This window comes from Paraburkholderia sp. BR13444 (genome assembly GCF_040948755.1).
GTDB lineage: Bacteria > Pseudomonadota > Gammaproteobacteria > Burkholderiales > Burkholderiaceae > Paraburkholderia > Paraburkholderia youngii.
This window is the reverse complement of record NZ_JBFPKM010000004.1, coordinates 1-21,946: the sequence shown is the minus strand read 5'-3', so window position 1 is coordinate 21,946 and position 21,946 is coordinate 1. Positions and strand designations below refer to the sequence as shown.

The window sequence follows — 21,946 nt, the reverse complement described above, 5'->3', positions numbered from 1 at the left end:
GCGAATCACACGACAAACCGAACGATGAATCCGGCGATGCTGACACGGTTGTCTCCAGTTGCACCCGCCTGTTTCGCGCGAGACGGCCGGTTTTTTGAGGCCGAGCCGCGTCCGCGCGGCTTCAGCGGTGAAGCGGCGGAAATCTCGATGCGGGGAGCGGCGGATTCGCGAAGGATGCGTGGAAAGGACGATTGAATGAATGGTCTTTTTGAGCAACGCGGCTACGGGGGGCGCCCACGCGGCCGCACGGGCCGCGCGTGCGAGCGCCGCTCACTTCACGTTGTTGACGTTGCTCGAGTACACGGTCGGTTCGATGTAGGTCGTCGTACCGCTGACCAGCGCCGAGTTGTTGCCATTCGCGCTCTGGATGTTCATTTCCGTGTTGATCGACTGCGTCGTGCAGATGTTCTTGATGCTGGTCGGCGCATAGACGGGCGCATAGCTGAGGTATGACGGCATCGGGCAGTAGTAGCTGTTGCCGCCGCGCACGGCGCTCATCGCCTTGCTGTCGAGTTGTTCGGTGTTGGACAGGTCCTTGATCATCAGCGTGTTCATGGCAAAACTCCTGGGAAGGGAAAGCGCATCGTGGTGCGTCGGGTTCGAGCAACTTGTCTGCTCGGGCGCTACTGATGCATGGGCTATGCCAGGAGTGCTTCGCTTTCGTTATCTGGGTGATGACGGCCTTGCAGTAAAGGCCTGGAAGAACGCACCCGCCGTGGCGTCGCTACCGGCCGGCGAAGCGGGGCTCGCGAATGGTGGATCGCAGCCAACAGCGCACGCGGCATTGTTGGCTGCATGATGACAGTCAGCGCGCGATCACCGTGATCTTCTTCGAATACACCGGCGGGTTATGCGGTATATGCATGTCGTCGCCCATCAACAGCTGCAACGTATGCCTGCCCGGCGGCAATGAAATCATCGTTTCCGTTTCGCCCGCGCCGAAATGCAGATGGTGGCGATCCGAGGGTATCTCCTGATCCAGCGGCGGCAGCTCGCTATCGATCAGAAGATGGTGGTGGCCGGTGTTCGGGTACTTCACGCCTTTCGGCGCGACGCCCATGAAGCGCAGGCCGAACCACACGCGAAACGGCTTATTGGCGGGCACCACCTGGCCATCGTTCGGATAGCCGATATACGCGTATGCGCTGGGCGGCGACGGCGTCGCTGCCCAGCCACCCTGCGGCGCTGTCGATGCCGTCAGCGCCGTCGCGACGAATGCCGCGGCCGCAATGATCTTGTTCATCAGGACTCTCCGTTCCGGCTTGACAGTTCGAACCAACGGATCGCGTTAGTCTTTTAGCACAGTGATGGTGATCTTCTTCGAATACACCGGCGGGTTGTGCGGCACGTGATGATGGTCGCCGAGAATCAGCTGAAGCGTGTGCTTGCCGGGCGGCAACTCGATGCGCGCGTCGGTTTCGCCCGCGCCGAAATGCAGGTGCTGGCGGTCCGATGGAATCTCCTGGTCGAGCGCGGGCAAATCCGTGTCGATCAGCAGATGATGGTGGCCGGTATTCGGAAACGCGATGCCCTTCGGACACACGCCCATATTGCGCAGCCCCATGCGCACCCACAGCTTGCCGCCGTGAATCACCGCGCCATCCGACGGCCAGATGATGTACTCCTCGGCCCCCGGCGGTGACGCCGTCTGCTCTGCGCGCGCGACGCTGCCCGTTCCTATGCCGATGCACACCGCGACGAGCGTCGCGCACACCGCCGCGCGCAATCCGCCGCAATGCGCTTGTGCCGGATCACGTCTGCCGAAAAGAGAGGAAACACGGGTTCTTCGCATAGCGCACTCTCCCGAACAGGAGTCATGGCTGGGCCCGGCTATCGATGGCCATCCGGGTGTTCGAGCGGCTTGTCGCGGATTGAAACCGGTAGACAGCCACCTAGTTAAAACGGCCGTGGGAGGTGACTTTGTGAATCAGCTTAGAACTTAACTTGCTAAAAAGATACGCAATGCTCGTTAACCGTATGACGCGTTCAGGACTCCCGGACAGTTATGACGCGAAGCGCGTGCTATCGTTAATAATGAGCGCGGACAGCGCGATCGTGGTGCGCGAATGCCTGAATTCTGTCCGGTACAAACAGGATAAAACGATGTGGCGACGATTCCTGCTGGTGTGCGTGGTTGGGGCAATCCAGGCGCAGTGGGATAGCGCCGGTGCCGCGACGCAACGCGAATTCATCGAGCCGAGTGCGGCTTCGGTGACGAGTGAACCGGGGCGGCCGGCAGATACCGCTTTGCTCCTTTCACCCTTTGCTTCGTCACGCGACGACACCCATTCGCGGCGTATCGCGCTCGTAATAGGAAATGGCGAATACGGCGACGCCGCTAACCCGATCCGCGCCAACGCGCCGCGCGACGCCGAATCGATCGGCGCTGCACTCCGGGCGCGTGGCTTCGAAGTCATCACGCGCACGAATGCGACGCCGCCGCAAATGCGCGCGGCGATCGACGAATTTCAACGACGTTTGAAGACAGGCGATATCGGGCTGTTCTATTTCGCCGGACACGGCATGCAGGTAGCCGGACAAACGCTGCTGTTGCCGGCGGGACTCGATGCTCGAGCCGATAACCGCGCACCGGTGTCGCTGCTGAATAACGGCGTCGAACTGAATACCGTCTTGCATGCGATGCAATCCGCTCGCGCCGGCCGGCTCAATCTGCTGATTCTCGATACCTGCCTCGACAATCCATTTAGGCCCGCCGAGATTGCGACCAACCAACCGAAGCTCGCTGCCAACACCGTGATTGCCTACGCAACCGCGCCGGGTGGTTTCGCGGCGGACGGTCCGCGGCATGGCGTCTACACCGGTGCGTTGCTGCAAGCGCTCGATGATGCCGACGCATCGTCCCAATCGCTCGCCGCGCTGTTCCGCCAAGTCGCCACCGAGGTGCGCGCCGCCACTCGCGGAGCGCAGCAGCCGTGGCTCTCCGTAGCGCGTACTTCCATTCCCACCAGTGGCGAACGCACTATCGCGTCGTCGATTACCTCGGACGATCACGCCGCAATACCGCGCAGTCGCGGCATCATGCCGAAGGAAAGCGGCGAACAATACGAAATCACGTTCTGGGAGTCGATCAAGGACAGCAACTACCCAGCCGATTACGAGGCTTATCTGAAGGCCTATCCGAATGGGCGCTTCGCCACACTCGCGCATGCGCGTATCGATCGATTGCGCGCGGCGGCATCGACTCCGGCGGTGAGTGGTGCGCAACCGGCCGCGCCCGCGGCGCAGAGCGGGCATGTCGCGCCACCCGCACCGCCTGCCCAGGTCGCGCATCCCGCGGCGCAAGCGAGCGCGGCCGCGCCGCCACCACCGCGCCCCGCTGCCGCGCCAGCGCCGACGCCGCCCGCCACGGCCGCCGCTGCGCCCTTCGCCGAAAAGACCGTCGCCCATCCGCCGACCGCCGGTGAAATCCGCGACTGCGCCGCCTGTCCGATCATGGTCGCCGTACCCGCCGGCTCGTTCGCAATGGGCAGCAATACCGATGACCCTTCGGAAAAGCCCGTGCATCACGTGAGCATCGGCGCACCCTTCGCGATCGGCAAATTCCCGGTGACGGTCGAGCAATGGAATGCGTGCGTCGCCGACGGCGCATGCCAGAAGCTGACCCCGGAGAGCAATAGCATCAAGACCGCACCCGCGCGCGATCTGAGTTGGGACGACGCGCAGCAGTACGTCAAATGGCTCGCCAAAACGACCGGCAAACCGTACCGTCTGCCGACCGAAGCCGAATGGGAATACGCGGATCGCGCCGGCACCACGACCGCGTACTGGTGGGGCGATCAGATGCGCAAGGGCAACGCCAATTGCAAGGACTGCGGCGACCCGTGGCACAAGGAAGGACCGGAAAGCGTCGGCACGTTCGCCGCGAATCCGCTGGGTCTGTACGACATGAACGGCGGCGTCTGGGAGTGGACCGCCGACTGCTGGCACAACTCCTATCAGGGCGCACCCGCTGACGGCCACGCGTGGGACACGCCCGGCTGCGAGATGCGCGCGATTCGCGGCGGCTCATGGCGCGAAGGCGGCGACTACATGCTCAGCGCGACGCGCTTCAAATACAGCGCGGGCGTGCGTCAATCGCAGAACGGTTTTCGCGTCGTCAAGGATTTGCGCTGAGGGCCGTTTCGATTGGCTCTTTGACGGATCATGGCTGGGCGGGTTTGGTCGTAATCGGCGCGAAGTCCGCCAAGAGACGATCCTGCCCGTATTGGCCGCCGATCTGCTTCAACCGCGTCTCGAGCGCGCGCAGATAATCGGCGCGCGCTTCGCTTTCCGGGCGCAGCTTGTCGAACAGCGGCACCGGGGTCACCACCAGCACCACCATCTCCGAGCCGAACGGCTTCGATACGGTCCAATCGCCTGCATTGCTGCCGATCGTGTACGGACCGCCGTTGGCCTGCATCTGGTTGTCCGGCCACAGACGGCTCGGCACCATGTGCACGACGTGGCCGTCTAACTGGTAGTAGTCGACGGTCGCGAAGGAATCGAACGGAGGCGCTTTCAGGTCGACCACCAGCGAGTCGTTCTCGGTCAGCAAACCGCTTGGCGGTCGCATGTGCAGCGACGCTGCCCGTCCCGCCTGCCAATTGCGCACCAGAAACGGCGCAAGCGTTTTGACGAAGTCGCATTTGTCGTCGGCGAGCGGCCGCACATCGAGCGAAACCGTATCGACGCCAGGCAGCGCCGCCAAGGTCTCCTTCAGACGCGCGGCGCCGTACCGCTGCGACAGGAAACCGCGCACCGTCAGTGCGTGGTCCTGCACCGCGCCCGATAAAGCCGAACACGGTACCCGGGCAAGCGTGGGCGTGATCGCGGCAAGCGTCAACGCGGGCTTGGGCGCGGGCGCCGGCGTCGCGGTTGCGGCCGCACCACCCGTTGTAGTACCGCCTTCATTCGCGCCAGCCGAAGGCGCTGTCTGTGCGGCATTCGTTGCAGGCGCGACAGCGGACGCCGCAGCCGCCCGATCGACCTGATCGCCCAGCGGTCCCGCCGCCTCGGAGCGCGCGGCCTGCTGCCGGTTGGACCCCGAGCGAACAGCGAAAACGCCCACCGTAACCGCGCACACGACGGCCAGCGTAGCGAGCCCGGCCCATGCGAGCGACCCGGACTTCTCCGCGCGCGCTTCATTGTCGAACTCGGCGATAAAGCGCTCGACGCTCGGCATCCGCGTATTGCGGTCGAACGACAACGCGGCACGCAATGCGCGCCATTGGCGCGCATCGAGATTCGGCGGACGCTGCGGCTTGAACTCGGCATTGCGCGCCTGCGTGGCCGACAGGCGGTCGAACGGATGATGTCCGGTCAGCAGCTCGTAGGTGATGCAGCCAAGCGCGTAGATGTCGTCGCGCGGGTCAGGCTCGCGATGCTCGATCATCTCCGGGCTCGCATAGGCCGGCGTCAACGCGCCGAGACTGCCGGGATCGAACACGGTCGCGTCGCTCTCCTCTTCCGGCCGTTGGAATACGCGCGCGATGCCGAAGTCGATCACTTTCACTTCGGCATTGGTGGTCAAAAACACGTTCGCGGGTTTGAAATCGCAATGGACGAAGCCGCGCTCGTGCGCGTACGCGAGCGCCGCGCACATGCCGCGCACGATCGGCAGCGCGGCCCGCACCGGCATGCCCTGATATCCAGGCGTGCGCAGCAGCTGGCTGAGCGGCTTACCGCTCAGGTACTCCATCGTCAGATAGACGATCGGCCCGTCGCGGTCGAAGTCGTACACGGTGATGATGTTGCGATGCGCGAGCACCTGCGCCTTGCGTGCTTCGCGCTGCAACGCGACCAGCGAATTCGGATTGCCGCGAAACTGGACGTTCAGCACCTTGATCGCCAGATAGGGCTTGCGGTCCGACGCTTCGAGCTTGCGCAGATCGAGCGCCTTGTACACGGTGCCCATGCCGCCCACGCCGAGGCACTCTTCGAGCACGAAGCGGTTGTTCAGGGTATCGCCGATGCCTTTGATGGTTTCGTGCGCGGTGCTTCCAGTGGTACTCGCGCTGCCCGCGCTGCCAGCGCCGCCCGAGCTCGACGAACGCAGCGACGGTAGATCGACCGTGGTCTGTATGCCAGTTTCCTCGCCACCCGCCGCGACGTTCGACACGCGCAGCAGCTCGATGCGCCGCCGCACTTCCAGATAGAGATCGTCGGGCAACGGTGACTTGTGATGCGCGGCGTATAGCGTCTCCAGCAGCCGCGTCGGACCGAGTTGCTCGGTCGCCAACGCGCTGTCGAGCTGCGCGACGAACTCGTCGCGCGACAGCTCGCCGCTCTGGAAGTCGAGAATCACACGCGCAAGGCTAGCCATTTTTGCGAAGCACCGCCGTTGCCGCTGGACCGTGTCGCATGCGACCGACGCCACGCGGGTCGATAGAGAAGCTGTCGTATCCAGTTACATGTGCCGTTTCGATACTAGCTCCCGGTCCGCGCTTTCGCAAACCAGGCAAACCAGGCATGAGCCGCGCGCCGCGCCGCATGGTGTCGTGGGCAATGTCGTGTGCGAGCCAACAGGGTCCGCCGCGATGTCGGACTGCCGCCACCGCCTCTAGCGCGTCAACGCGGTTCGAGCGGACCGGCGCGGCGGCCGAACCTCGCGCAAAACCCTTATACGACAAGGCTTCGTCGATTTCCTCAGGATACGTGGCCACCACTGGCACAGCCTGTGCATTAGTGATGCCCGAGCAAACGAATTGCTCGAAACCACTCGCGACACTGCGAAAACTTCCTTCAGGAGACTCACCATGAAAACGCTGATGATCAAAGACCTGTCCGTTACCGAACAACTCGACAGCAAGGCCATGAAAGCCGTACGCGGTGGCTATGGCCCCAGCAAGTACTACAGCTTCGCCCCGGTCTATGCGCCGACGAGCATCAAGAACAGCACCACCTCGCAATTCATCGGCAACGAACTGAACTTCCAGAACGCCAACGGCAACAACGTTGCGTTCTCCGAAGGCATCGACTCGACGCTCAGCCCGTATGTCGTGTCGAGCAACTCTAACGGCCACTAATGCATGGCGCGGCGAGGCGCCCGCTGTCGCGGGCCGCTTCGCCGCAAGCCATGCATGTCCGCCTTCCATACGTTTTAGGAGAAACGCCATGTCATCCCTCATGATTCGCGATCTGCCCGGCGCGCGCGAACTCGATCGCCGGACCATGTCCGGGATCGCCGGCGGCACCGGCAGCAACGTGCCCATGCCCTCGGGCCCTGGTGGTCTCGGCAGCCTTGCCGGCATCGCCAACGTCAACGTCAATGTCAACGTCACTCAGAATCTGGCTCAACAGCAAATCGTCAATGTCGCAGCGCTCAATGACATCGGCTATATCGGCTCGGACGTCGTGCTGCCGAAGCTGAAAGTCGATCCGATCCTGGCGGGCGCGAACCTCTCCGCCGTGTAAGCCGCGGGGGACCGGGGGTTCCTTCACTGCCGCGACAGCCCCACGACCGCGCACGCCGCGAACGGATTTCCTATACTGATAGTGCGTTGAGACCGCAGTAAAACGAATAGCACACTGAACACATTCCGAGCCCGGCGGCCGGAACCCGAACGGGTCTGGCCGCCGGCGCGTTTTTCTGGAGCCGTCATGGCCAAGCTGAGCATCAAGGATCTGACCGAAAGCGTCGAACTCGACCGCGAGGCGATGGCCGCGATCGTCGGCGGCGCTCGTGTCGGCGCGCGTTCGAGTCTGGCCGCGCCGCTGGTGCCGGCCGCGACGCGCGTCGTCGAATACCCGCCGGGCTTTCCGGACGCGCATCTGCGTATCGCGGAAGCCGCTGCGCCGCGCAAAGGGCGACGCCGCTAGCATTGCTCGCGGGGGCGTTTCAGCATCACGGCACGCGCACAGGGCGCGTGCCGTTTCCGTTTGGGCTTGCGATAGAGCGTTGCACGCGTCGCTTCGCCACGCGCGACGCTGCGCTACGCCCCAACCATTCGCACGCGACCCGTGCGACGCGCGCAAACACTTCGACTCGAGATCGCGGTCGTATCCGGTGTGATTCAATGCGGCTATCGCGCGGATCCTTGCCAGGTTTCGCATCGCGGCCCCCGCTCCATTTTGCGGCTCACTTCCCCTACGTTGGCATAGCCCTTGCAGAAATCGAGGCGGGCGCCGCACTGTGCTCGCCTTTTCACGTCAACGAGAAATGGTGCGCGGCGGCCGATCGGTAGTCGTCAAGGTGGACGGTGGCGGCACGGGCACCGTCGACGATTGGGACATCAACACCGCGATTTTCGAAGGCCGCATCAACGGACCCTACCTTCTATAGGACGCGCGACGTGTCCGCAATTGGAAAAACGGCACCCTGCTCATGTTTCGAGCGCAATGGGTGCCGTTTTAATTGACTCGCGAATCTCCGCACCGGCGTGCGCTGCCACTGTGATCCTCTTAAAGGATCGGCCTTGGGTACACGGTTTGCTCTCTAGGGATGACCCTGCGGCCCTGTGGGCAACGTGGGTACAGCAGGTCCCCTTCAACCAGGCGGAGGTCATAACATGCTAGGAACCATTCTTCTCATCGTGCTGATTCTGCTGCTGATCGGCGCTTTTCCGGCGTGGCCGCACAGCCGGGCGTGGGGCTATGGTCCGACCGGCGGACTCGGCATCGTATTGATCGTGGTGATCGTTCTGCTGGTTGCCGGCGTGATATAGGCCACGCGTCGTGGACTGCAACACCAGGCGGGCCGCCGTCTATTCGCGCGATGTCGCGCGCCGGTAGGTGGCGGCTTCGCCTTTCGTCGTTGCCGGAGCACTCAAATGGAAAAGTTACTGGCCAATCAGGTCGCGCTGATTACCGGCGCGAGTTCTGGAATCGGCTATGGCGTCGCCAAAGCACTCGCGAATGCTGGCGCGGCGGTCGTGCTCAATTATCATTCGCACGCGGAACCTGATGAAAAGCTCGCCGACGAAATAGAAGAATCCGGTGGATCGGCAATCGCGATCCAGGCAGACGTATCCAATCCCGCTCAGGTAGCGAACCTCTTCGAGGCGAGTCGCGCGCGCTTTGGCGGCATCGATATCGTGGTCGCGAATGCCGGACTGCAGAAGGACAGCGCATTCGCCGACATGACGCTCGACGATTGGCAACTCGTGCTGTCGACGAATCTGACCGGCCAGTTTCTAACCTGCCAGGCCGCAGTAAAAGAATTCCGCCGCCGCGGCCCGACGACCGTATCGAAAGCGCTCGGCAAGATCATTTGCATGAGCTCCGTTCACGAGGTCATTCCGTGGGCGGGGCGCGTCAATTACGCCGCGTCTAAAGGCGGCGTTCAGATGTTCATGAAATCGTTGGCGCAGGAAGTGGCTCCCGAGCGCATTCGCGTCAATTCGATTGCGCCGGGCGCGATCCGTACGCGGATCAATCAGGACGCGTGGGATTCGCAAGCGGCACTCGACAAACTATTGCAGTTGATTCCCTATGGACGCGTCGGCGCCGTGGAAGATATCGGCAAGGCGGCGGTGTGGCTTGCTTCCGATGAAAGCGATTACGTCGTCGGCACGACGCTGTTCGTCGATGGCGGGATGACGCTGTATCCGGGCTTCTCGAATAACGGCTAAAGAACGATACGGGCACGAGATACGACACCCCTATGCGTCGCAGCCTGGTGCCGTTTCGACTCAGGCACGCGGCCTGCTGCCACTCCTGCGTATTCGAACTTAAATGCGAAAGGAGATGACATCATGCCTTACCTGATTGGCTGGCTACTCGGCGTTCCGTTGATCGTTCTGATCATCCTGTACCTCATTTTTCATTGATATCGCGCGGTACAGACGATAAGGGTGACGTTGTCCCCGCGGCGGCGGTATGCGGCTAGCTTCGTAGTCAGCGTACCGCCGCCATCAGCGCGCCCATTCCAACCAGCAAGCTACCCATCAGGCGGTTCACGACGCGCAGCCGCGCCGGCCGCTGCAGAACCGTGCGCAGACGGTGTGAGAAGATTGCCGTCGATGCGACGCCCAACGCGAACATCAGTGCAAAAGTACTGGTGATTGGCCGACCAATGCGCTTCATTCGACGAAGTACTGATGAACTGTGGAAAGAAAGACGGAAAGAACAATAGCGTTTTCGGATTCAGGCCCGACGTCGCGAAGCCGCGCCAAAACAAGCCGCGTTGTCCGGCTCTTTTTGACAGAAGCGGCGAAGCCGCGCATGTGCCGCTTCGCCATTGTTTGAAACCAAGATAAACCAGATAAATTGCGCCGGCCCAGCGCAACACGACTAGCGCGCGCTCATCGATCAGCAATAGCGAGTTCAGACACAACGCGGTAAAAGCGAGTTGCAGCAATACCGCGCAGGTGCCACCCCATACACAGGGCAATGCCGCGCGCCATCCAGCGCTTAGCGCCTGACTCATCGTAAGAACATTGACCGGACCGGGCGAATAAACGAGTACGGCGGACGCGAGAAGAAACGAAACATACAACTGGATCGGCATTGGCGAATCAGCAGGCAAAAGAGAGTTGCGATACACACATGCGGCGACATGCGTCCATGCCCGGCGAGCGCGCCTTCCTGCGTGGGTAACGCCGGAATTCGCCCGCGTGCCGCCTTACCGTGAAGGCGGCGAGACACCGAAAAAGCGGCTTTTGGCCACGGAGGATCGCCGGCGCGAGGCCTGCGGTCCGGGCGGATGTCCCGGGCATGAATGCACGTTGAAAATATACCCGGAGCCAGGCTGGATAGGCTTCTTAAACGCATCCGTTGATGCCGCCTATCCGGAACAATCTTCACCTATAATACTGTTTCGCAAAATATTCTTCCATCATCGTTGATGAACACCCGAAACCGCCCGCTCGACGTCCTCGATCGCAAGATCATGCGCGAGCTTCAGAAGAACGCTCGGCTCAGCAATGCGGATCTTGCCGAACTGGTCGGCATGTCGACCACCGCGTGCTGGAATCGCACGCGGCAGCTCGAAAACGAAGGGTATATCCGCGGCTATGTCGCCTTGCTCGATCAGCAGAAGCTCGGTTTCGCGGACGTCGTGCTGCTCGAAGTCACGCTGGACCGCCACGACGAAGACGCGCTCGCGCGCTTCGGCGCCGAGCTCGCCACGCTCAGCGAAGTACTCGAAGCGTACCTGGTGTCCGGCGATTACGACTACCTGGTCAAGGTCGCGGTAGACGGCACCGCCGGCTACGAACGCTTCCTGCGCGAAAAGCTCTACAAGATCGCAGGCATTCGCCATAGCCGCTCGATGTTCGCGCTGCGCTGCATGAAGAGCATTCCATCGATCGCAATCTGATTGGCGATCAGACTGCGCGGTTCAATGCGCGGCACGCGAGGCGGCGATGATCGCGTCGGCCACCGCTTGCGGCTGGCTCAGCATCGCGACATGGCTCGTGTCGATGCGCGTGATCTTCGCGTCGATGTGCTTCGCCATCTCCAGTTGCAAGGCCGGATCGATCATGCGGTCGCGGCCCGACACCACGAAATACGACGGCTTGTCATGCCAGGCGGCGTTCGTCACCTTGTCGTCGATACAGCCAGCGGCCCACGGCTGCTGCGTCGCCGCGATCAGGCGTTTCTGCGGCAGCGGCAGATCCTGCGCGAAGTCGTCGAGCACCGCGTGGGTCGATAGCGTCAGATAGCCGGCCGAGTCCTTGCGCAACTCGCTAGCCCAGACCGGAGCGGGTTTGTCTTTCGTGATGTCGGCGATGGACTGGCGGTTGTCCGGCGCAAATGCCGCGACGTATACGAGGCTCTTCACCTTGTCGTCGTTGCCGGCTTCGCTAACCACCACGCCGCCCCATGAATGGCCGACCAGAATCACAGGTCCGTTCTGCTGCGCGATCACGCGCCGGGTTGCCGCCACGTCGTCGGCGAGCGAACTCAGTGGATTCTGCACGGCCACGACATGCAGGCCGCGCGCTTCGAGCAACGGGATCACTTTGTCCCAGCTCGACCCGTCAGCGAAGGCGCCATGAACGAGCACGACGTTCTTGCCCTTCAGGTCGTCGGACGGCGCAGCCTGCGCGAACTCCGTGGCCTGCAATGCGAACAGTCCGCCCAGCAACAGAACGGAACCAAGGATTTTTTTCAGCATCGTGGTCATCGTTTTTTCTCGTCAGGTGGGTTAAAAACAAGGCGTCCGCGCGTCGACACGAATCGATGCGCGCGGACGGCTTGCTCGTTTGTGTCGATCACGAATGCGCGTAGATGGAACCGAGGCCGACGACGTTGGAGCCGTCATCTACGCGATCCGCCGCGGCATGCTTCATCGGCACGTGCGAGCCCGAAGCCGAACTGCCGTTCGCGACGCCGCCGTAGGCGGTAGCGTCCTTGCCCGCGCTGACACGCGCTTCTGCTGCCTCGATGTTCTGCGGGTATTGCGCGTTGTCACTAGCCGGGTTGTAGCCGGCCTTTTCCAATTGAACCAGCTCCGCGCGAACTTCAGCACGAGTGAGCGCCTGTTGCGGTTGCGCTTGCGATTGCGCGAACGAAACAACGGGAGCAGCGACGAGTGCAGCGACGATCAGCGATTGGACGAGTTTCATGAGTCTTCTCCGGGTATCAAATCATCAGGGATAAGGATTGAGCGGGACACAAAGCCATCAGCGCAGATACACTGTGACGCCCCGCCTGATTCACACGCAACGTCGTGAATCAACCTTGCGTGAAGACATTAGAACGCCCCAACGTATCTGCAATGTTTTCGTCACCCCCCATTTCTGCAAGCGTGTTTGTCTGCGTACGCCGTTGATACATTGCGATACAAAACCCCGCTTCCGATGATGCGGCACAGTGCCAGCGTCGCATGCGTCTTGCGAGTTACGCGCGTGCTGCAAATGGCCCGCCCATGAAAAAAACCCGGCAGCCGTGCGTTCGACTGCCGGGGTTCTGTTTATAAGTGAGAAGCCGGCGAGGGCCGGCTCGATCAAAGGCGCGTGACGTCGAGAATCGCATCCGCAAAAGCTTTCGGCGCTTCCTGCGGCAGGTTGTGGCCGATGCCGCCGCTGACGTTGCGGTGCTGATACTTGCCGGTGAACTTCTTCGCGTACGCAGCGGGCTCGGGATGCGCGGCGCCGTTCGCATCCCCTTCGAGCGTGATGGTCGGCACCGCGATCGTCGGTCCGGTGGCGAGGCGCTTTTCGAGTTCGTCGTATTGCGGCTCGCCCTGCGCGAGTCCAAGACGCCAGCGGTAGTTGTGAATCACCACGGCAACATGGTCCGGGTTATTGAACGATTCGGCGGAGCGCTCGAACGTGGCATCGTCGAAATTCCATTTCGGTGAGGCCGTATGCCAGATCAGCTTGTTAAAGTCATGACGGTTCGCTTCATAACCCGCGCGGCCACGCTCGGTGGCGAAATAGAACTGATACCACCACGCGAGCTCGGCCTTCGGCGGCAACGGCGCGCGGTTAGCCTCCTGGCTGCCGATCAGATATCCACTCACCGACACCATCGCCTTCACGCGTTGCGGCCACAGCGCGGCGACGATGTTCACGGTGCGCGCGCCCCAGTCGAAGCCGCCGAGCACGGCCTTGTCGATTTTCAGCGCGTCCATCAGGTTGATGATGTCGACCGCGACCACCGCCTGTTGACCGTTGCGCGGCGTATCGGCCGACAGAAAACGCGTGCCGCCGTAGCCGCGCAGGTAAGGCACGATCACTCGATAACCGGCCGCCGTCAGCAACGGCGTTACTTCGGCGAAGCTGTAGATGTCATAAGGCCAGCCGTGCAGCAGCATGACCACCGGTCCGTTCTGCGGGCCCGCTTCCGCATAGCTGATGCTCAGCGTGCCCGCATTGATCGAGCGAATGCTCTCGAACGACGCCACGCGCGCACCTGCTTTCGCATTGCCGGCCGTGTCGGCCGATTGCGCATGCGCGAGTCCGCTCAGTCCCAATTCGAGCAGGCTGATACCCGCAACCGCCGTTCCGAGAAAGCGGCGGCGACGGCTATTGATCTGATCCGACATGGTTGTTCTCCTTCAAGCAAGGCTTGGATACGGAATTGATCGGGTCCGCTCGCGCGCGATATCGCGCAGCCCCCCGCTTGAGATGAATGGTGACAGCGCAGGCCGCCGTCACCAAGAGCAACTAAGTTCACGCATCGTTGCTTTATAGGCAACGCATAAATCGTAGTCGACTAATCACATGCCGGACGCGCTGATCACGCATTCCACCAGCGCTGCAGCCACCGCAGCGCGCATCGACTCGTCAGCCGGTTTGTCTCGCAATGTATCTGCGCCGTGCGCGGACACACAACCTTGCAACCGCGCCTGATCGCCGACATAAACCAGATACGCGCGGGCGTTCCAATACGGTCATCCCAGCCAACGGAACGCCCATCATGCACAGTACCCTCGAAACTCCGCTCGCCCTGCTCGCCGGGTTGCTGACGATTGCCTCTCCCTGCGTGCTGCCGGTGATGCCGATCCTGCTCGGCACTTCCGTCGAACAACCGAGCCGTACGCGGCCACTCTTCATCGTTGCCGGCTTCATCCTGACCTTCGCGTCTTTCGCGCTGCTATTGGGCGCTGTGTCGAGCACCGTGCACGTCGCGCAACAGGTACTGCGCAATACCGGCATCGCGTTGCTCGCACTGTCCGGACTTCTGCGTATCTGGCCGCGCCCCTACGACTGGCTCGTCGCGCAACTGCAAGGACCGCTCGACCGGATCGGCGCGGCAATCGCTCCGGGCACGCAGCCGGGCAGCGGCAACGCGGGTGGCTTCGTGCTCGGCATGTCGCTCGGCGCGGTATGGACGCCCTGCGCCGGACCCGTGCTCGCGTCGATTCTCGTGCTCGTCGTTAACGCTCAGGACCTCGGCTGGTCGGCACTGCTGCTCACGCTGTATGCGATCGGCGCAGCGATTCCAATGCTCGCGATCATCTATGGCGGACATTACGTGACGCGTCATGTACGTGTCGTCTCGCGTCACGCAGAGCGTCTGCAACAGGTATTCGGCGTACTGGTGATGCTGACCGCACTCGCCATCTATTTGCAGTACGACGTGCTGCTGTACGCGCGGCTCGCCGGCCTTTTCCCCTCACTCAAAGGACTTTGACATGACTACCCGATTGAAAAGCTTCGCACTGTCCGCCGCGTTTGCCGCCTGCGCGTTGATCGCGGCGAGTACGGCCGCGATCGCCGCGCCGCAGGAAAGCGGGCCGCCCGCACCCGAGCTCACAGGCATCACGCAATGGCTCAATAGCGAGCCGCTCAAATTGCAGCAGTTGCGCGGCAAAGTAGTACTCGTCGACTTCTGGACCTATAGCTGCATCAATTGCGCCAACACGCTGCCTTACGTGAAAAGCTGGAACCAGAAGTACAAGGATCAGGGGCTCACGGTGATCGGCGTGCATACGCCCGAATATCCGTTCGAACGCGACACCGGCAATGTGAAGACCGCGCTCAAGCGGCTCGGCATCACCTATCCGGTTGCGCAGGACAATCAGTACGCGACCTGGAATGCGTATAACAACCAGTACTGGCCCGCGTTCTATTTGATCGACAAGCAAGGTCATATCGTCTACTCGCACTTTGGAGAAGGCGACTATGCGCAGACCGAAGCCAGGATTCAGGCGCTGCTCGCGCAGAAGAACTGACGAAGCGATCCTTCTCGATGACGCTGATCCCCGACGATCAGACTATATCGAGCTGTGATCGCGCAAGCCCGCCTGAGCCGAACCGTGCGGGTCAGGCGGGCTTCTCTTCGTCCACGAAACCCTGCACGAGCGTATTCGTCGAGACTTTTCCAATGGTACTATCGGCTGTCATTGCCTTTATTGTCCTTCTGGCCATCAATCTGCGCATGACCTTTTCTCAGGAGAACCAACCCATGTCAGTACCGTCGCGGCCGTACAAAGTGGTTATTGGTAGCTTGCTCGTGCTGGGAACAATGGGCGCTCACGCGGCCATCAACCTTGGATTCCTGAGCGATACGCCGATCAGTCTGATGCGGCAAGCGGACATCGCGTCGATCCAGTCCGCAGTGAATCAGGCGCTCGATACCAAGCAGGATGGCGAAACACTCGACTGGACGAACGACGCTACGCGCAACAGGCCTCGTGTCCACGCGACGATCACACCCTCACACACGGTCAAGGAAGAGGCGCGAACATGCCGGGTCGCGGCAATCGACCTCAGTGCAAGAGGACAAACGATGCATCTCACTCCGCGATTCTGTCGGTCCGGTTCGGACAATTGGGAATTTCAGCGCCGGCACTGAATGCTCGAAGATTGCGCATCGACCCGTTAGGCGGGCCTGCCGCGCTACGCCAGTTCGTCGCATCGCGGCCTTGGTTCGACCGATCATTTCCGCACTGCGCTCCCGCATTTGCCATCATCGTTCGCAGCAGATACTCTGTGCTGGCTTGACTCTCACGTCGCCAATTGTGAACTGTAGTCAGACGGCGGCTTTCGATGCACCGCGGTCCACGTAATGGGGTGAGCTATGCCTTCAGGAAAGTATCTTGGCAATAAAATAGTCAGTCCATCTTCCTCATGTCTTTGTGACAAGTCACAAGTGCAATATGCAAACCGCCGTATTAGCGCCGACCTGTCGCGCCGCGGTTTTGTCACTGGTCTCGCCGCCTCGATGCTGAGTCTCGTAATGCCCGGGCTCAGCAATGCCCAAACCACCGTGCCGCCAGCACCGCCCGCGAAGCCGGTGCTATTCACGAACTTCCGTTTGTTCGATGGCAAATCGTCGACGTTGCGTGACGGCCTCTATATGGTTGTCGAGGGTGACAGCATCAGCCAGTTGGGTCGAGGGCAACCGGCTTCGAGCGACGGCAAAACGCTGGTCGATTGCGGTGGCAAGGTGATGATGCCCGGCATGATCGACATGCACTGGCATGCGCTGCTCGCGGCGGTGCCGGTTCAGGTCATCCTTCAATCGGACATTTCACTCGTCCATATCGCGGCAAGCGCTGAAGCGGAACGCACGCTACTGCGCGGCTTCACGACGATCCGCGACGCGGGCGGCCCGTCATTCGCGCTGAAGCAGGCAATCGATAGCGGCATGATTTCCGGACCGCGCATCTATCCGTCTGGCGCGATGATCACGACCACCGGCGGTCACGGCGATTTCCGCGCACTGACCGAGCTGCCGCGCACCAGCAGCCAGGTCACCCAATTGGAGCGGGGCGGTGGCTTCGCAATCGCCGACACCGAGGACGAAGTCCGCTTGCGCGTGCGCGAGCAGTTCATCCAGGGCGCGACGCAGATCAAGCTGGTCGGCTCCGGTGGCGTATCGACGCCGCGCAGTCCGCTCGACATGCTCACCTTTACCGAAAAGCAGTTGCGCGCGGCCGTCGAAACAGCGGCCGACTGGGGCACCTATGTCCTCACGCATGCGTACATGCCAGAAGCGGTTCAGCGCTCCGTTGCGGCGGGCGTGCAGTGCGTCGAGCACGGTCATCTGATGGACGACAAGACTGCGGCGTTGATGGCGAAGAACGGCACGTGGTTGAGCACGCAGCCGTTCGTCAACGAAGACGACGTGGGCCCGCTCGCCCCACAGAGCCGCGAGAAATTTCTCGAAGTGATTGCGGGCACCGATCGCGCTTTCAAACTCGCGCGCAAGCATGGCATCAAGGTCGCATTCGGCACGGACCTGATCTTTTCGCAGACCGTGGCCGCGGGGCAAGGCAGGATGCTCACGCATATGAAGCGGTGGTACAACGGAGCCGAGGCATTGACCATTGCAACGGGCACCAATGGACAACTACTCGCGCTGTCCGGGCACCGCAATCCGTATCCGCGCAAGCTCGGCGTACTCGAAGAAGGTGCATACGCCGATCTGCTTCTCGTCGATGGCAATCCGCTCGAGAATCTCGACCTGATGGCTAACCCGGAGCAGAACCTGCGGGTTGTGATGAAGGATGGAAAGTTCTACAAGAACACGCTGAAAGCGTAATCGGCAATACAAGCGGGCGCGCAACTTCGCGCGCCCGCGTTCGCTACGACGTCACACTATTTAGCCGTGCCCCTGCAGACGGATGTCGCGCGACGATGCGCCGACGTACACCGTGCTGCCCGGCACATAAAGCCAACGGTTGTTCGTGGTATCCCACACGCTCTGCATGCGCTGCGTCACGACCACGTGCACGCGACGCGATTCGCCCGGGTTCAGACCAACCTTGTCCCAGCCGACGAGACGTCGCGGCGGCTCACCCTGATACGGTACGCCGAGGTACACCTGCGGCACTTCGGCACCGGCGACGCGCCCATCGTTACGCACGTTGAACGACACATCGATCAGACCGTCGGGCAGATGCTGAACCGATAGACCAGAGTACGCGAAGTGCGTGTACGACAGGCCGTAGCCGAACTCGAACATCGGCGTGATGTTCTGCGAGTCGTACCAGCGATAGCCCATATCGAGCTTCTCGGAGTACACCGGGTTCGCCGCAAACGCGCCATTCGTGCCCCACGTCGGCGTGTCCTGGTCGCGTATCGGGAACGTGACGGGCAGCTTGCCGGAAGGATTGACCTTGCCGAACAGCACGTTCGCAATCGCGTTGCCGCCGCCTTCGCCCGGATACCATGCTTCGACGATCGCCGACACGCTGTCCTTCCACGGCATCAGCACCGGGTTGCCGCTTTCGACGACGACGATCGTATGCGGATTGGCCGCCGCAACCGCTTCGACGAGTGCATCCTGGTTGGTCGGATTCGCGAGGCCCAGGCTCGGCAGATCGCCGATATCCTCGCCGGCCGGCTGCGCGACCACGACGATCGCGACGTCGGAGTTCGCGGCCAGCGTTGCTGCCTGGGTGATCTGCTGCTGCGTATAGGCGGCAAACGGCGACTGCTGATCGCTGTTGCCGGCAAAGGTCACCGTGGCCTGCGGCGCGAGCGCCTTGATCGCCGACACGATCGGCGTGTCCAGCTTCAGCCACGGGTTGGTCCACCAGCTGCAGCCCGTCTCGGTGCCGAACGTCAAGCCGCCGCAACCGGCGAACGCGCCCGTCACCGGATCGCGGGTGTTGCCCGAACCGCCGCCCGTCAACACCGCCGCGTCAGCGTGCCCGCCGATCACCGCTATACGCGACAGCGAACCGGCGGACAGCGGCAACTGATTGCCGGCGTTCTTCAGCAGTACCATCGACTGCTCTTCGACCGACTGCGTGAAGGCTCTCGCGGCCGAGAAGTCGATGGTCGCGCCACCCTTCGGCGGATCGTCCATCACGCCCGTGCGGATCATCACGTACAGCTTGCGCTCGACCATGTCGTCGAGGCGCGCGGTCGACACCGAGCCGTTCGCGATTGCCTGCTTGACCAGCGTGGGCGTCAGATAGACGGTCGAACCGACGTCTTCTTCTTCATCGAGACCGGCATTGATCGCGGCGGCGGTGCTATGCGTAGCGCCCCAGTCCGACTGCACCTGACCTTCGAAGTGCCAGTCGTTCTTCAGTACGTCGTTGAGAATGTGCGAGTTCTCGCAGGCATAGGTGCCGTTGACCTCGTTGTAGCTGCACATCACGCTGCCCGGCTGCGCGCGGCGCGCGGCGATTTCGAACGGCAGCAGATAGAGCTCGCGCATCGTGCGCTCGTCGATCTGGCTGTTGCCGCCGCCGCGGTTGTGTTCCTGCTCGTTGCCCATGTAGTGCTTGATCGTCGCGATGACCTTCTGGCTTTGCGTGCCGTCGGTGCGTTCGGCGAGCATCTCACCGGCGAGCACCGGATCTTCGCCGAGATACTCGAAGAGCCGGCCACCGCGCGGCTCACGCGCGAGGTTGGTGCCACCGCCGAGGCCCATGCCGAAGCCCTGCTGACGCAACTGGATCGCGATCTGCTTGCCGAAGTTCCACGACAGCGCGCGGTCCCAGCTCGCCGCGACCGCGAGCGTCGCCGGGAAGGTCGTCGATGGCTGATTGGTGCTGCCCGAACCGGTGGCTGAGTCGACCATGTTCAGGTCGGGAATGCCGAGACGCGGCACGCCCTGAATGTAGCCCGCGCCGCCGCCCGGCACGGCGGACATCGCGTACTCCGAATGAATGAACTGCAGTTTTTCGTCGATCGTCATCTTGTTGACGAGCGTTTCCGCGCGCCGATGCGCGGCCGCCGACGCGAACGCGTTCAGCACGGTCGACATGGGTGCGAAGTCGAGACCAGGAGTGGGCATTTCCGCGTGCGCAGCAGCGCTCACGGCCGCCGCTATCGCGACGGCCGGCCATAGTTTCTTCTGCATAGGTGTCTCTCCGAAATTGTGCTCTTCTTGGGACAACGGAGCGCGTCGAGTGGGTGGAAAGCGGACGCGAAAACAGGCATGCAGCGATGACTGCAAACGTTTGCCTGTTGGAAGAAGAATCGGCTCAGCTGGATGGGCTGTAGCGACTCTCCGTGGTGAGTAATGTAAGAATGTAGTCTGACTACAGCATCGGTAGTTGTACTAATGCCGGCGATTTTATGCGTAATGGGGCGTAAAGGCCTTTTCTTACATAATTCAATTGAAAGTTAATGAATCAAGTTGAATAGCGCGCCAGCAATTTCTTTCCGGGCTTTTATTGGAAATCCGGCCGGAGAAAATATTCCTGATGTTGGCCGGCCAATTTCGCCGGGCGGAATCCGCATCCTTGCAAATGCCTCGGCCTCGAATTGCTCGAGCGGACTCGTATCGATTACATAACGACGCACCACGTAATCATTGAAATCCCGTTGAGAAGCCCCCCAAAAAAAACGGGCAGGATGTTCGCACATCCCGCCCGGTTCCGCTTCTTTCGTTAGTCTATCCGTGCGCCGTTCTCCAGTTTAGAAGACGAAACCGGCGCCGGCGCCGACGGCGAACGAACCCGCGGTGGTGGTCGAGCCCGAAGCCTTGATGATCCATTTGCCGTTACGCGTGAACGTCGACAAACCGACGGCAACTGCGGATTGGCCTGCATACGTTCCGCCTGCGACGGCTACGATGCTCTTGCCCGCGGCAGGAGCCTGGGGCAGATTGGCCGTGGCGATCGCCGCTGCCGAGCCGGAATATGACTTCTTCGCGATACTGTCGATCGTGCTGTTCAAGTCGTTGAACCGCATGTCGGTGTAGTTGTTGGCCTGCTGCACGCCCTGCGCAACCGAGCTGTTCATCTGACCGACATTGACCGCATCCGTGTCCGCCGTACCCGCTGCAACGTTGGTGATCTGACGCTGCTGCGTGGCCGAACCCACCGACACCGAGTTGTCCCGATCCGTCACCGAACCCTGACCCAACGCCACCGAGTTCGCATTGGCAGCCTGCGAGCCCGTGCCGATCGCCGTCGAGCTGGCGCCGGTTGCAGCCGCGTTGGCACCGACTGCCACCGCGTTGTCCGCTGCTGCGTTGGCGCTCGCGCCAATCACCGTGGCGTAGTTGCCCGACGCTGCCGCGCCTGCTCCGGCCGTCGTGCTGCCCGCACCGCTACCCGGCGTAGCGACATTGACCACCACGTCGTTACCGGCACCCGAAGACGAAGCGTCTTCTGCCTCGGAGACCGAGTTGCCCGGCTGAAGGTTCGACATCTGGCTGCCGAGATTCCACACCTGGCCGTTGAGGTCCGTTACCTGGTTCTGCAACGCGGACAACTGACCGTAGTTCACAGCGTCATACTGGCTTGTGCCGTTGGCCACGTTGGTCAGAATCACCGGACCCGTGCCCTGGCCTCCACCCAGCGTCACGGCACCGAAGTTCACCGAGCCGTCAGCGCGACGGTCGTACTGCACCGCGGCCGACAGTTGCGTGCCGACATCGCCCACCTCAGTCTGCAGCTTCGTGATGTCCTCCGTGTTCTGCGTCGTGCGACCGTCGAGGTTCGTGACGGCATCGCCTACGCTGTGCACCGTCGTGCCGCCTACGCTGTAGCTCGGTGCGCTGAGCGTACCGTCTGCGTTCACGGTCGAACCGCCGCCCAGTGCCTCGGCCGTGCTCGATGCCGCGCCGTACAGCTGGCTGCCGTTGATCGCGTCAACGCTCGATGCGTTCACGGCGCCATTCGCCACGCCCGTCACCGTGC

21 protein-coding genes and 1 pseudogene are annotated in these 21,946 nt (G+C 62.1%); 11 read left to right on the top strand and 11 right to left on the bottom strand.

What is annotated here, in order from left to right; genetic code table 11:
• Positions 1 to 270 precede the first annotated feature (270 nt).
• The 3 genes from AB3X95_RS12665 to AB3X95_RS12655 form a co-directional block, all read right to left on the bottom strand.
• The gene (locus tag AB3X95_RS12665) at positions 271 to 555 is read right to left on the bottom strand and encodes a hypothetical protein (RefSeq protein ID WP_176106806.1); all 285 of its coding nucleotides are present in this window, start codon (positions 553 to 555) and stop codon (positions 271 to 273) included.
• Between the two features lie 250 nt (positions 556 to 805).
• Positions 806 to 1,243, bottom strand: coding sequence for a DUF4399 domain-containing protein (locus tag AB3X95_RS12660; RefSeq protein ID WP_176125861.1), 438 nt, complete (start codon positions 1,241 to 1,243; stop codon positions 806 to 808).
• Positions 1,244 to 1,288: 45 nt separating this feature from the next.
• The gene (locus tag AB3X95_RS12655; protein WP_254906118.1) at positions 1,289 to 1,792 is read right to left on the bottom strand and encodes a DUF4399 domain-containing protein; all 504 of its coding nucleotides are present in this window, start codon (positions 1,790 to 1,792) and stop codon (positions 1,289 to 1,291) included.
• Positions 1,793 to 2,103: 311 nt separating this feature from the next.
• On the opposite strand from AB3X95_RS12655, the gene AB3X95_RS12650 reads away from it, so the two are divergent.
• A complete protein-coding gene (locus AB3X95_RS12650) occupies positions 2,104 to 4,134 on the top strand; it encodes an SUMF1/EgtB/PvdO family nonheme iron enzyme (RefSeq protein WP_368621507.1) in 2,031 nt (676 codons plus the stop codon).
• A gap of 28 nt (positions 4,135 to 4,162) precedes the next feature.
• Here the strand turns inward: AB3X95_RS12650 and AB3X95_RS12645 are convergent, their stop codons facing one another.
• On the bottom strand, positions 4,163 to 6,322 hold the full coding sequence (locus AB3X95_RS12645) for a protein kinase (protein WP_368621506.1): 2,160 nt from the start codon (positions 6,320 to 6,322) through the stop codon (positions 4,163 to 4,165).
• Between the two features lie 433 nt (positions 6,323 to 6,755).
• Here AB3X95_RS12645 and AB3X95_RS12640 point away from each other — a divergent pair, with 433 nt between their 5' ends.
• The 5 genes from AB3X95_RS12640 (at position 6,756) to AB3X95_RS12620 (ending at position 9,569) form a co-directional block, all read left to right on the top strand.
• The gene (locus tag AB3X95_RS12640) at positions 6,756 to 7,025 is read left to right on the top strand and encodes a hypothetical protein (protein WP_176125864.1); all 270 of its coding nucleotides are present in this window, start codon (positions 6,756 to 6,758) and stop codon (positions 7,023 to 7,025) included.
• An 88-nt stretch (positions 7,026 to 7,113) separates the two neighbouring features.
• Complete coding sequence (locus AB3X95_RS12635; RefSeq protein ID WP_368621505.1) at positions 7,114 to 7,413, top strand: hypothetical protein; 300 nt, start codon at positions 7,114 to 7,116, stop codon at positions 7,411 to 7,413.
• Between the two features lie 186 nt (positions 7,414 to 7,599).
• Positions 7,600 to 7,818 carry a hypothetical protein gene (locus AB3X95_RS12630; protein WP_176106812.1) on the top strand — a complete coding sequence of 73 codons (219 nt, stop codon included), beginning with the start codon at positions 7,600 to 7,602 and terminating at the stop codon, positions 7,816 to 7,818.
• Between the two features lie 689 nt (positions 7,819 to 8,507).
• Positions 8,508 to 8,663, top strand: a complete 156-nt coding sequence (locus AB3X95_RS12625; protein ID WP_013092523.1) for a DUF3309 family protein — start codon at positions 8,508 to 8,510, stop codon at positions 8,661 to 8,663.
• A gap of 105 nt (positions 8,664 to 8,768) precedes the next feature.
• Entirely contained in the window at positions 8,769 to 9,569 is an 801-nt protein-coding gene (locus tag AB3X95_RS12620; protein WP_368621504.1) for an SDR family oxidoreductase, read from the top strand.
• Positions 9,570 to 9,834: 265 nt separating this feature from the next.
• On the opposite strand, the pseudogene AB3X95_RS12615 reads toward AB3X95_RS12620, so the two are convergent.
• A pseudogene (locus tag AB3X95_RS12615) lies at positions 9,835 to 10,447 on the bottom strand (LysE family translocator).
• Positions 10,448 to 10,783: 336 nt separating this feature from the next.
• On the opposite strand from AB3X95_RS12615, the gene AB3X95_RS12610 reads away from it, so the two are divergent.
• Positions 10,784 to 11,257 carry an Lrp/AsnC family transcriptional regulator gene (locus tag AB3X95_RS12610; protein WP_368621503.1) on the top strand — a complete coding sequence of 158 codons (474 nt, stop codon included), beginning with the start codon at positions 10,784 to 10,786 and terminating at the stop codon, positions 11,255 to 11,257.
• A 21-nt stretch (positions 11,258 to 11,278) separates the two neighbouring features.
• Here AB3X95_RS12610 and AB3X95_RS12605 read toward each other — a convergent pair whose 3' ends face one another.
• The 3 genes from AB3X95_RS12605 to AB3X95_RS12595 form a co-directional block, all read right to left on the bottom strand.
• On the bottom strand, positions 11,279 to 12,067 hold the full coding sequence (locus AB3X95_RS12605) for an alpha/beta fold hydrolase (protein ID WP_368621502.1): 789 nt from the start codon (positions 12,065 to 12,067) through the stop codon (positions 11,279 to 11,281).
• An 88-nt stretch (positions 12,068 to 12,155) separates the two neighbouring features.
• A complete protein-coding gene (locus AB3X95_RS12600; RefSeq protein WP_368621501.1) occupies positions 12,156 to 12,509 on the bottom strand; it encodes a DUF4148 domain-containing protein in 354 nt (117 codons plus the stop codon).
• 380 nt (positions 12,510 to 12,889) lie between these two features.
• Positions 12,890 to 13,933 carry an alpha/beta fold hydrolase gene (locus AB3X95_RS12595; RefSeq protein ID WP_368621500.1) on the bottom strand — a complete coding sequence of 348 codons (1,044 nt, stop codon included), beginning with the start codon at positions 13,931 to 13,933 and terminating at the stop codon, positions 12,890 to 12,892.
• Between the two features lie 374 nt (positions 13,934 to 14,307).
• Between AB3X95_RS12595 and AB3X95_RS12590 the strand changes: the two genes are divergently transcribed.
• The 4 genes from AB3X95_RS12590 (at position 14,308) to AB3X95_RS12575 (ending at position 17,880) form a co-directional block, all read left to right on the top strand.
• The gene (locus AB3X95_RS12590; RefSeq protein ID WP_368621499.1) at positions 14,308 to 15,024 is read left to right on the top strand and encodes a cytochrome c biogenesis CcdA family protein; all 717 of its coding nucleotides are present in this window, start codon (positions 14,308 to 14,310) and stop codon (positions 15,022 to 15,024) included.
• Between the two features lies 1 nt (position 15,025).
• Positions 15,026 to 15,565, top strand: coding sequence for a thioredoxin family protein (locus AB3X95_RS12585; RefSeq protein WP_176125872.1), 540 nt, complete (start codon positions 15,026 to 15,028; stop codon positions 15,563 to 15,565).
• A 17-nt stretch (positions 15,566 to 15,582) separates the two neighbouring features.
• Positions 15,583 to 16,188 carry a hypothetical protein gene (locus AB3X95_RS12580; RefSeq protein ID WP_368621498.1) on the top strand — a complete coding sequence of 202 codons (606 nt, stop codon included), beginning with the start codon at positions 15,583 to 15,585 and terminating at the stop codon, positions 16,186 to 16,188.
• A gap of 369 nt (positions 16,189 to 16,557) precedes the next feature.
• Positions 16,558 to 17,880, top strand: a complete 1,323-nt coding sequence (locus AB3X95_RS12575; RefSeq protein WP_368621810.1) for an amidohydrolase family protein — start codon at positions 16,558 to 16,560, stop codon at positions 17,878 to 17,880.
• Between the two features lie 60 nt (positions 17,881 to 17,940).
• Here AB3X95_RS12575 and AB3X95_RS12570 read toward each other — a convergent pair whose 3' ends face one another.
• The 3 genes from AB3X95_RS12570 to AB3X95_RS12560 form a co-directional block, all read right to left on the bottom strand.
• Entirely contained in the window at positions 17,941 to 20,157 is a 2,217-nt protein-coding gene (locus AB3X95_RS12570; RefSeq protein WP_368621497.1) for a beta-glucosidase, read from the bottom strand.
• 266 nt (positions 20,158 to 20,423) lie between these two features.
• Positions 20,424 to 20,666 carry a hypothetical protein gene (locus AB3X95_RS12565; protein WP_176366298.1) on the bottom strand — a complete coding sequence of 81 codons (243 nt, stop codon included), beginning with the start codon at positions 20,664 to 20,666 and terminating at the stop codon, positions 20,424 to 20,426.
• A gap of 51 nt (positions 20,667 to 20,717) precedes the next feature.
• Positions 20,718 to 21,946, bottom strand: a 1,229-nt coding sequence (locus tag AB3X95_RS12560) for a YadA family autotransporter adhesin (protein WP_368621496.1), incomplete at its 5' end; no start/stop codon positions are given.

Bases quoted from the DNA above. Each gene is read 5' to 3' on its own strand.
- AB3X95_RS12665 (WP_176106806.1), bottom strand. From the start codon at position 555: ATGAACACGCTGATGATCAAGGACCTGTCCAACACCGAACAACTCGAC.
- AB3X95_RS12660 (WP_176125861.1), bottom strand. From the start codon at position 1,243: ATGAACAAGATCATTGCGGCCGCGGCATTCGTCGCGACGGCGCTGACG.
- AB3X95_RS12655 (WP_254906118.1), bottom strand. From the start codon at position 1,792: ATGCGAAGAACCCGTGTTTCCTCTCTTTTCGGCAGACGTGATCCGGCA.
- AB3X95_RS12650 (WP_368621507.1), top strand. From the start codon at position 2,104: ATGTGGCGACGATTCCTGCTGGTGTGCGTGGTTGGGGCAATCCAGGCG.
- AB3X95_RS12645 (WP_368621506.1), bottom strand. From the start codon at position 6,322: ATGGCTAGCCTTGCGCGTGTGATTCTCGACTTCCAGAGCGGCGAGCTG.
- AB3X95_RS12640 (WP_176125864.1), top strand. From the start codon at position 6,756: ATGAAAACGCTGATGATCAAAGACCTGTCCGTTACCGAACAACTCGAC.
- AB3X95_RS12635 (WP_368621505.1), top strand. From the start codon at position 7,114: ATGTCATCCCTCATGATTCGCGATCTGCCCGGCGCGCGCGAACTCGAT.
- AB3X95_RS12630 (WP_176106812.1), top strand. From the start codon at position 7,600: ATGGCCAAGCTGAGCATCAAGGATCTGACCGAAAGCGTCGAACTCGAC.
- AB3X95_RS12625 (WP_013092523.1), top strand. From the start codon at position 8,508: ATGCTAGGAACCATTCTTCTCATCGTGCTGATTCTGCTGCTGATCGGC.
- AB3X95_RS12620 (WP_368621504.1), top strand. From the start codon at position 8,769: ATGGAAAAGTTACTGGCCAATCAGGTCGCGCTGATTACCGGCGCGAGT.
- AB3X95_RS12610 (WP_368621503.1), top strand. From the start codon at position 10,784: ATGAACACCCGAAACCGCCCGCTCGACGTCCTCGATCGCAAGATCATG.
- AB3X95_RS12605 (WP_368621502.1), bottom strand. From the start codon at position 12,067: ATGACCACGATGCTGAAAAAAATCCTTGGTTCCGTTCTGTTGCTGGGC.
- AB3X95_RS12600 (WP_368621501.1), bottom strand. From the start codon at position 12,509: ATGAAACTCGTCCAATCGCTGATCGTCGCTGCACTCGTCGCTGCTCCC.
- AB3X95_RS12595 (WP_368621500.1), bottom strand. From the start codon at position 13,933: ATGTCGGATCAGATCAATAGCCGTCGCCGCCGCTTTCTCGGAACGGCG.
- AB3X95_RS12590 (WP_368621499.1), top strand. From the start codon at position 14,308: ATGCACAGTACCCTCGAAACTCCGCTCGCCCTGCTCGCCGGGTTGCTG.
- AB3X95_RS12585 (WP_176125872.1), top strand. From the start codon at position 15,026: ATGACTACCCGATTGAAAAGCTTCGCACTGTCCGCCGCGTTTGCCGCC.
- AB3X95_RS12580 (WP_368621498.1), top strand. From the start codon at position 15,583: ATGACGCTGATCCCCGACGATCAGACTATATCGAGCTGTGATCGCGCA.
- AB3X95_RS12575 (WP_368621810.1), top strand. From the start codon at position 16,558: ATGCTGAGTCTCGTAATGCCCGGGCTCAGCAATGCCCAAACCACCGTG.
- AB3X95_RS12570 (WP_368621497.1), bottom strand. From the start codon at position 20,157: ATGCAGAAGAAACTATGGCCGGCCGTCGCGATAGCGGCGGCCGTGAGC.
- AB3X95_RS12565 (WP_176366298.1), bottom strand. From the start codon at position 20,666: ATGTGCGAACATCCTGCCCGTTTTTTTTGGGGGGCTTCTCAACGGGAT.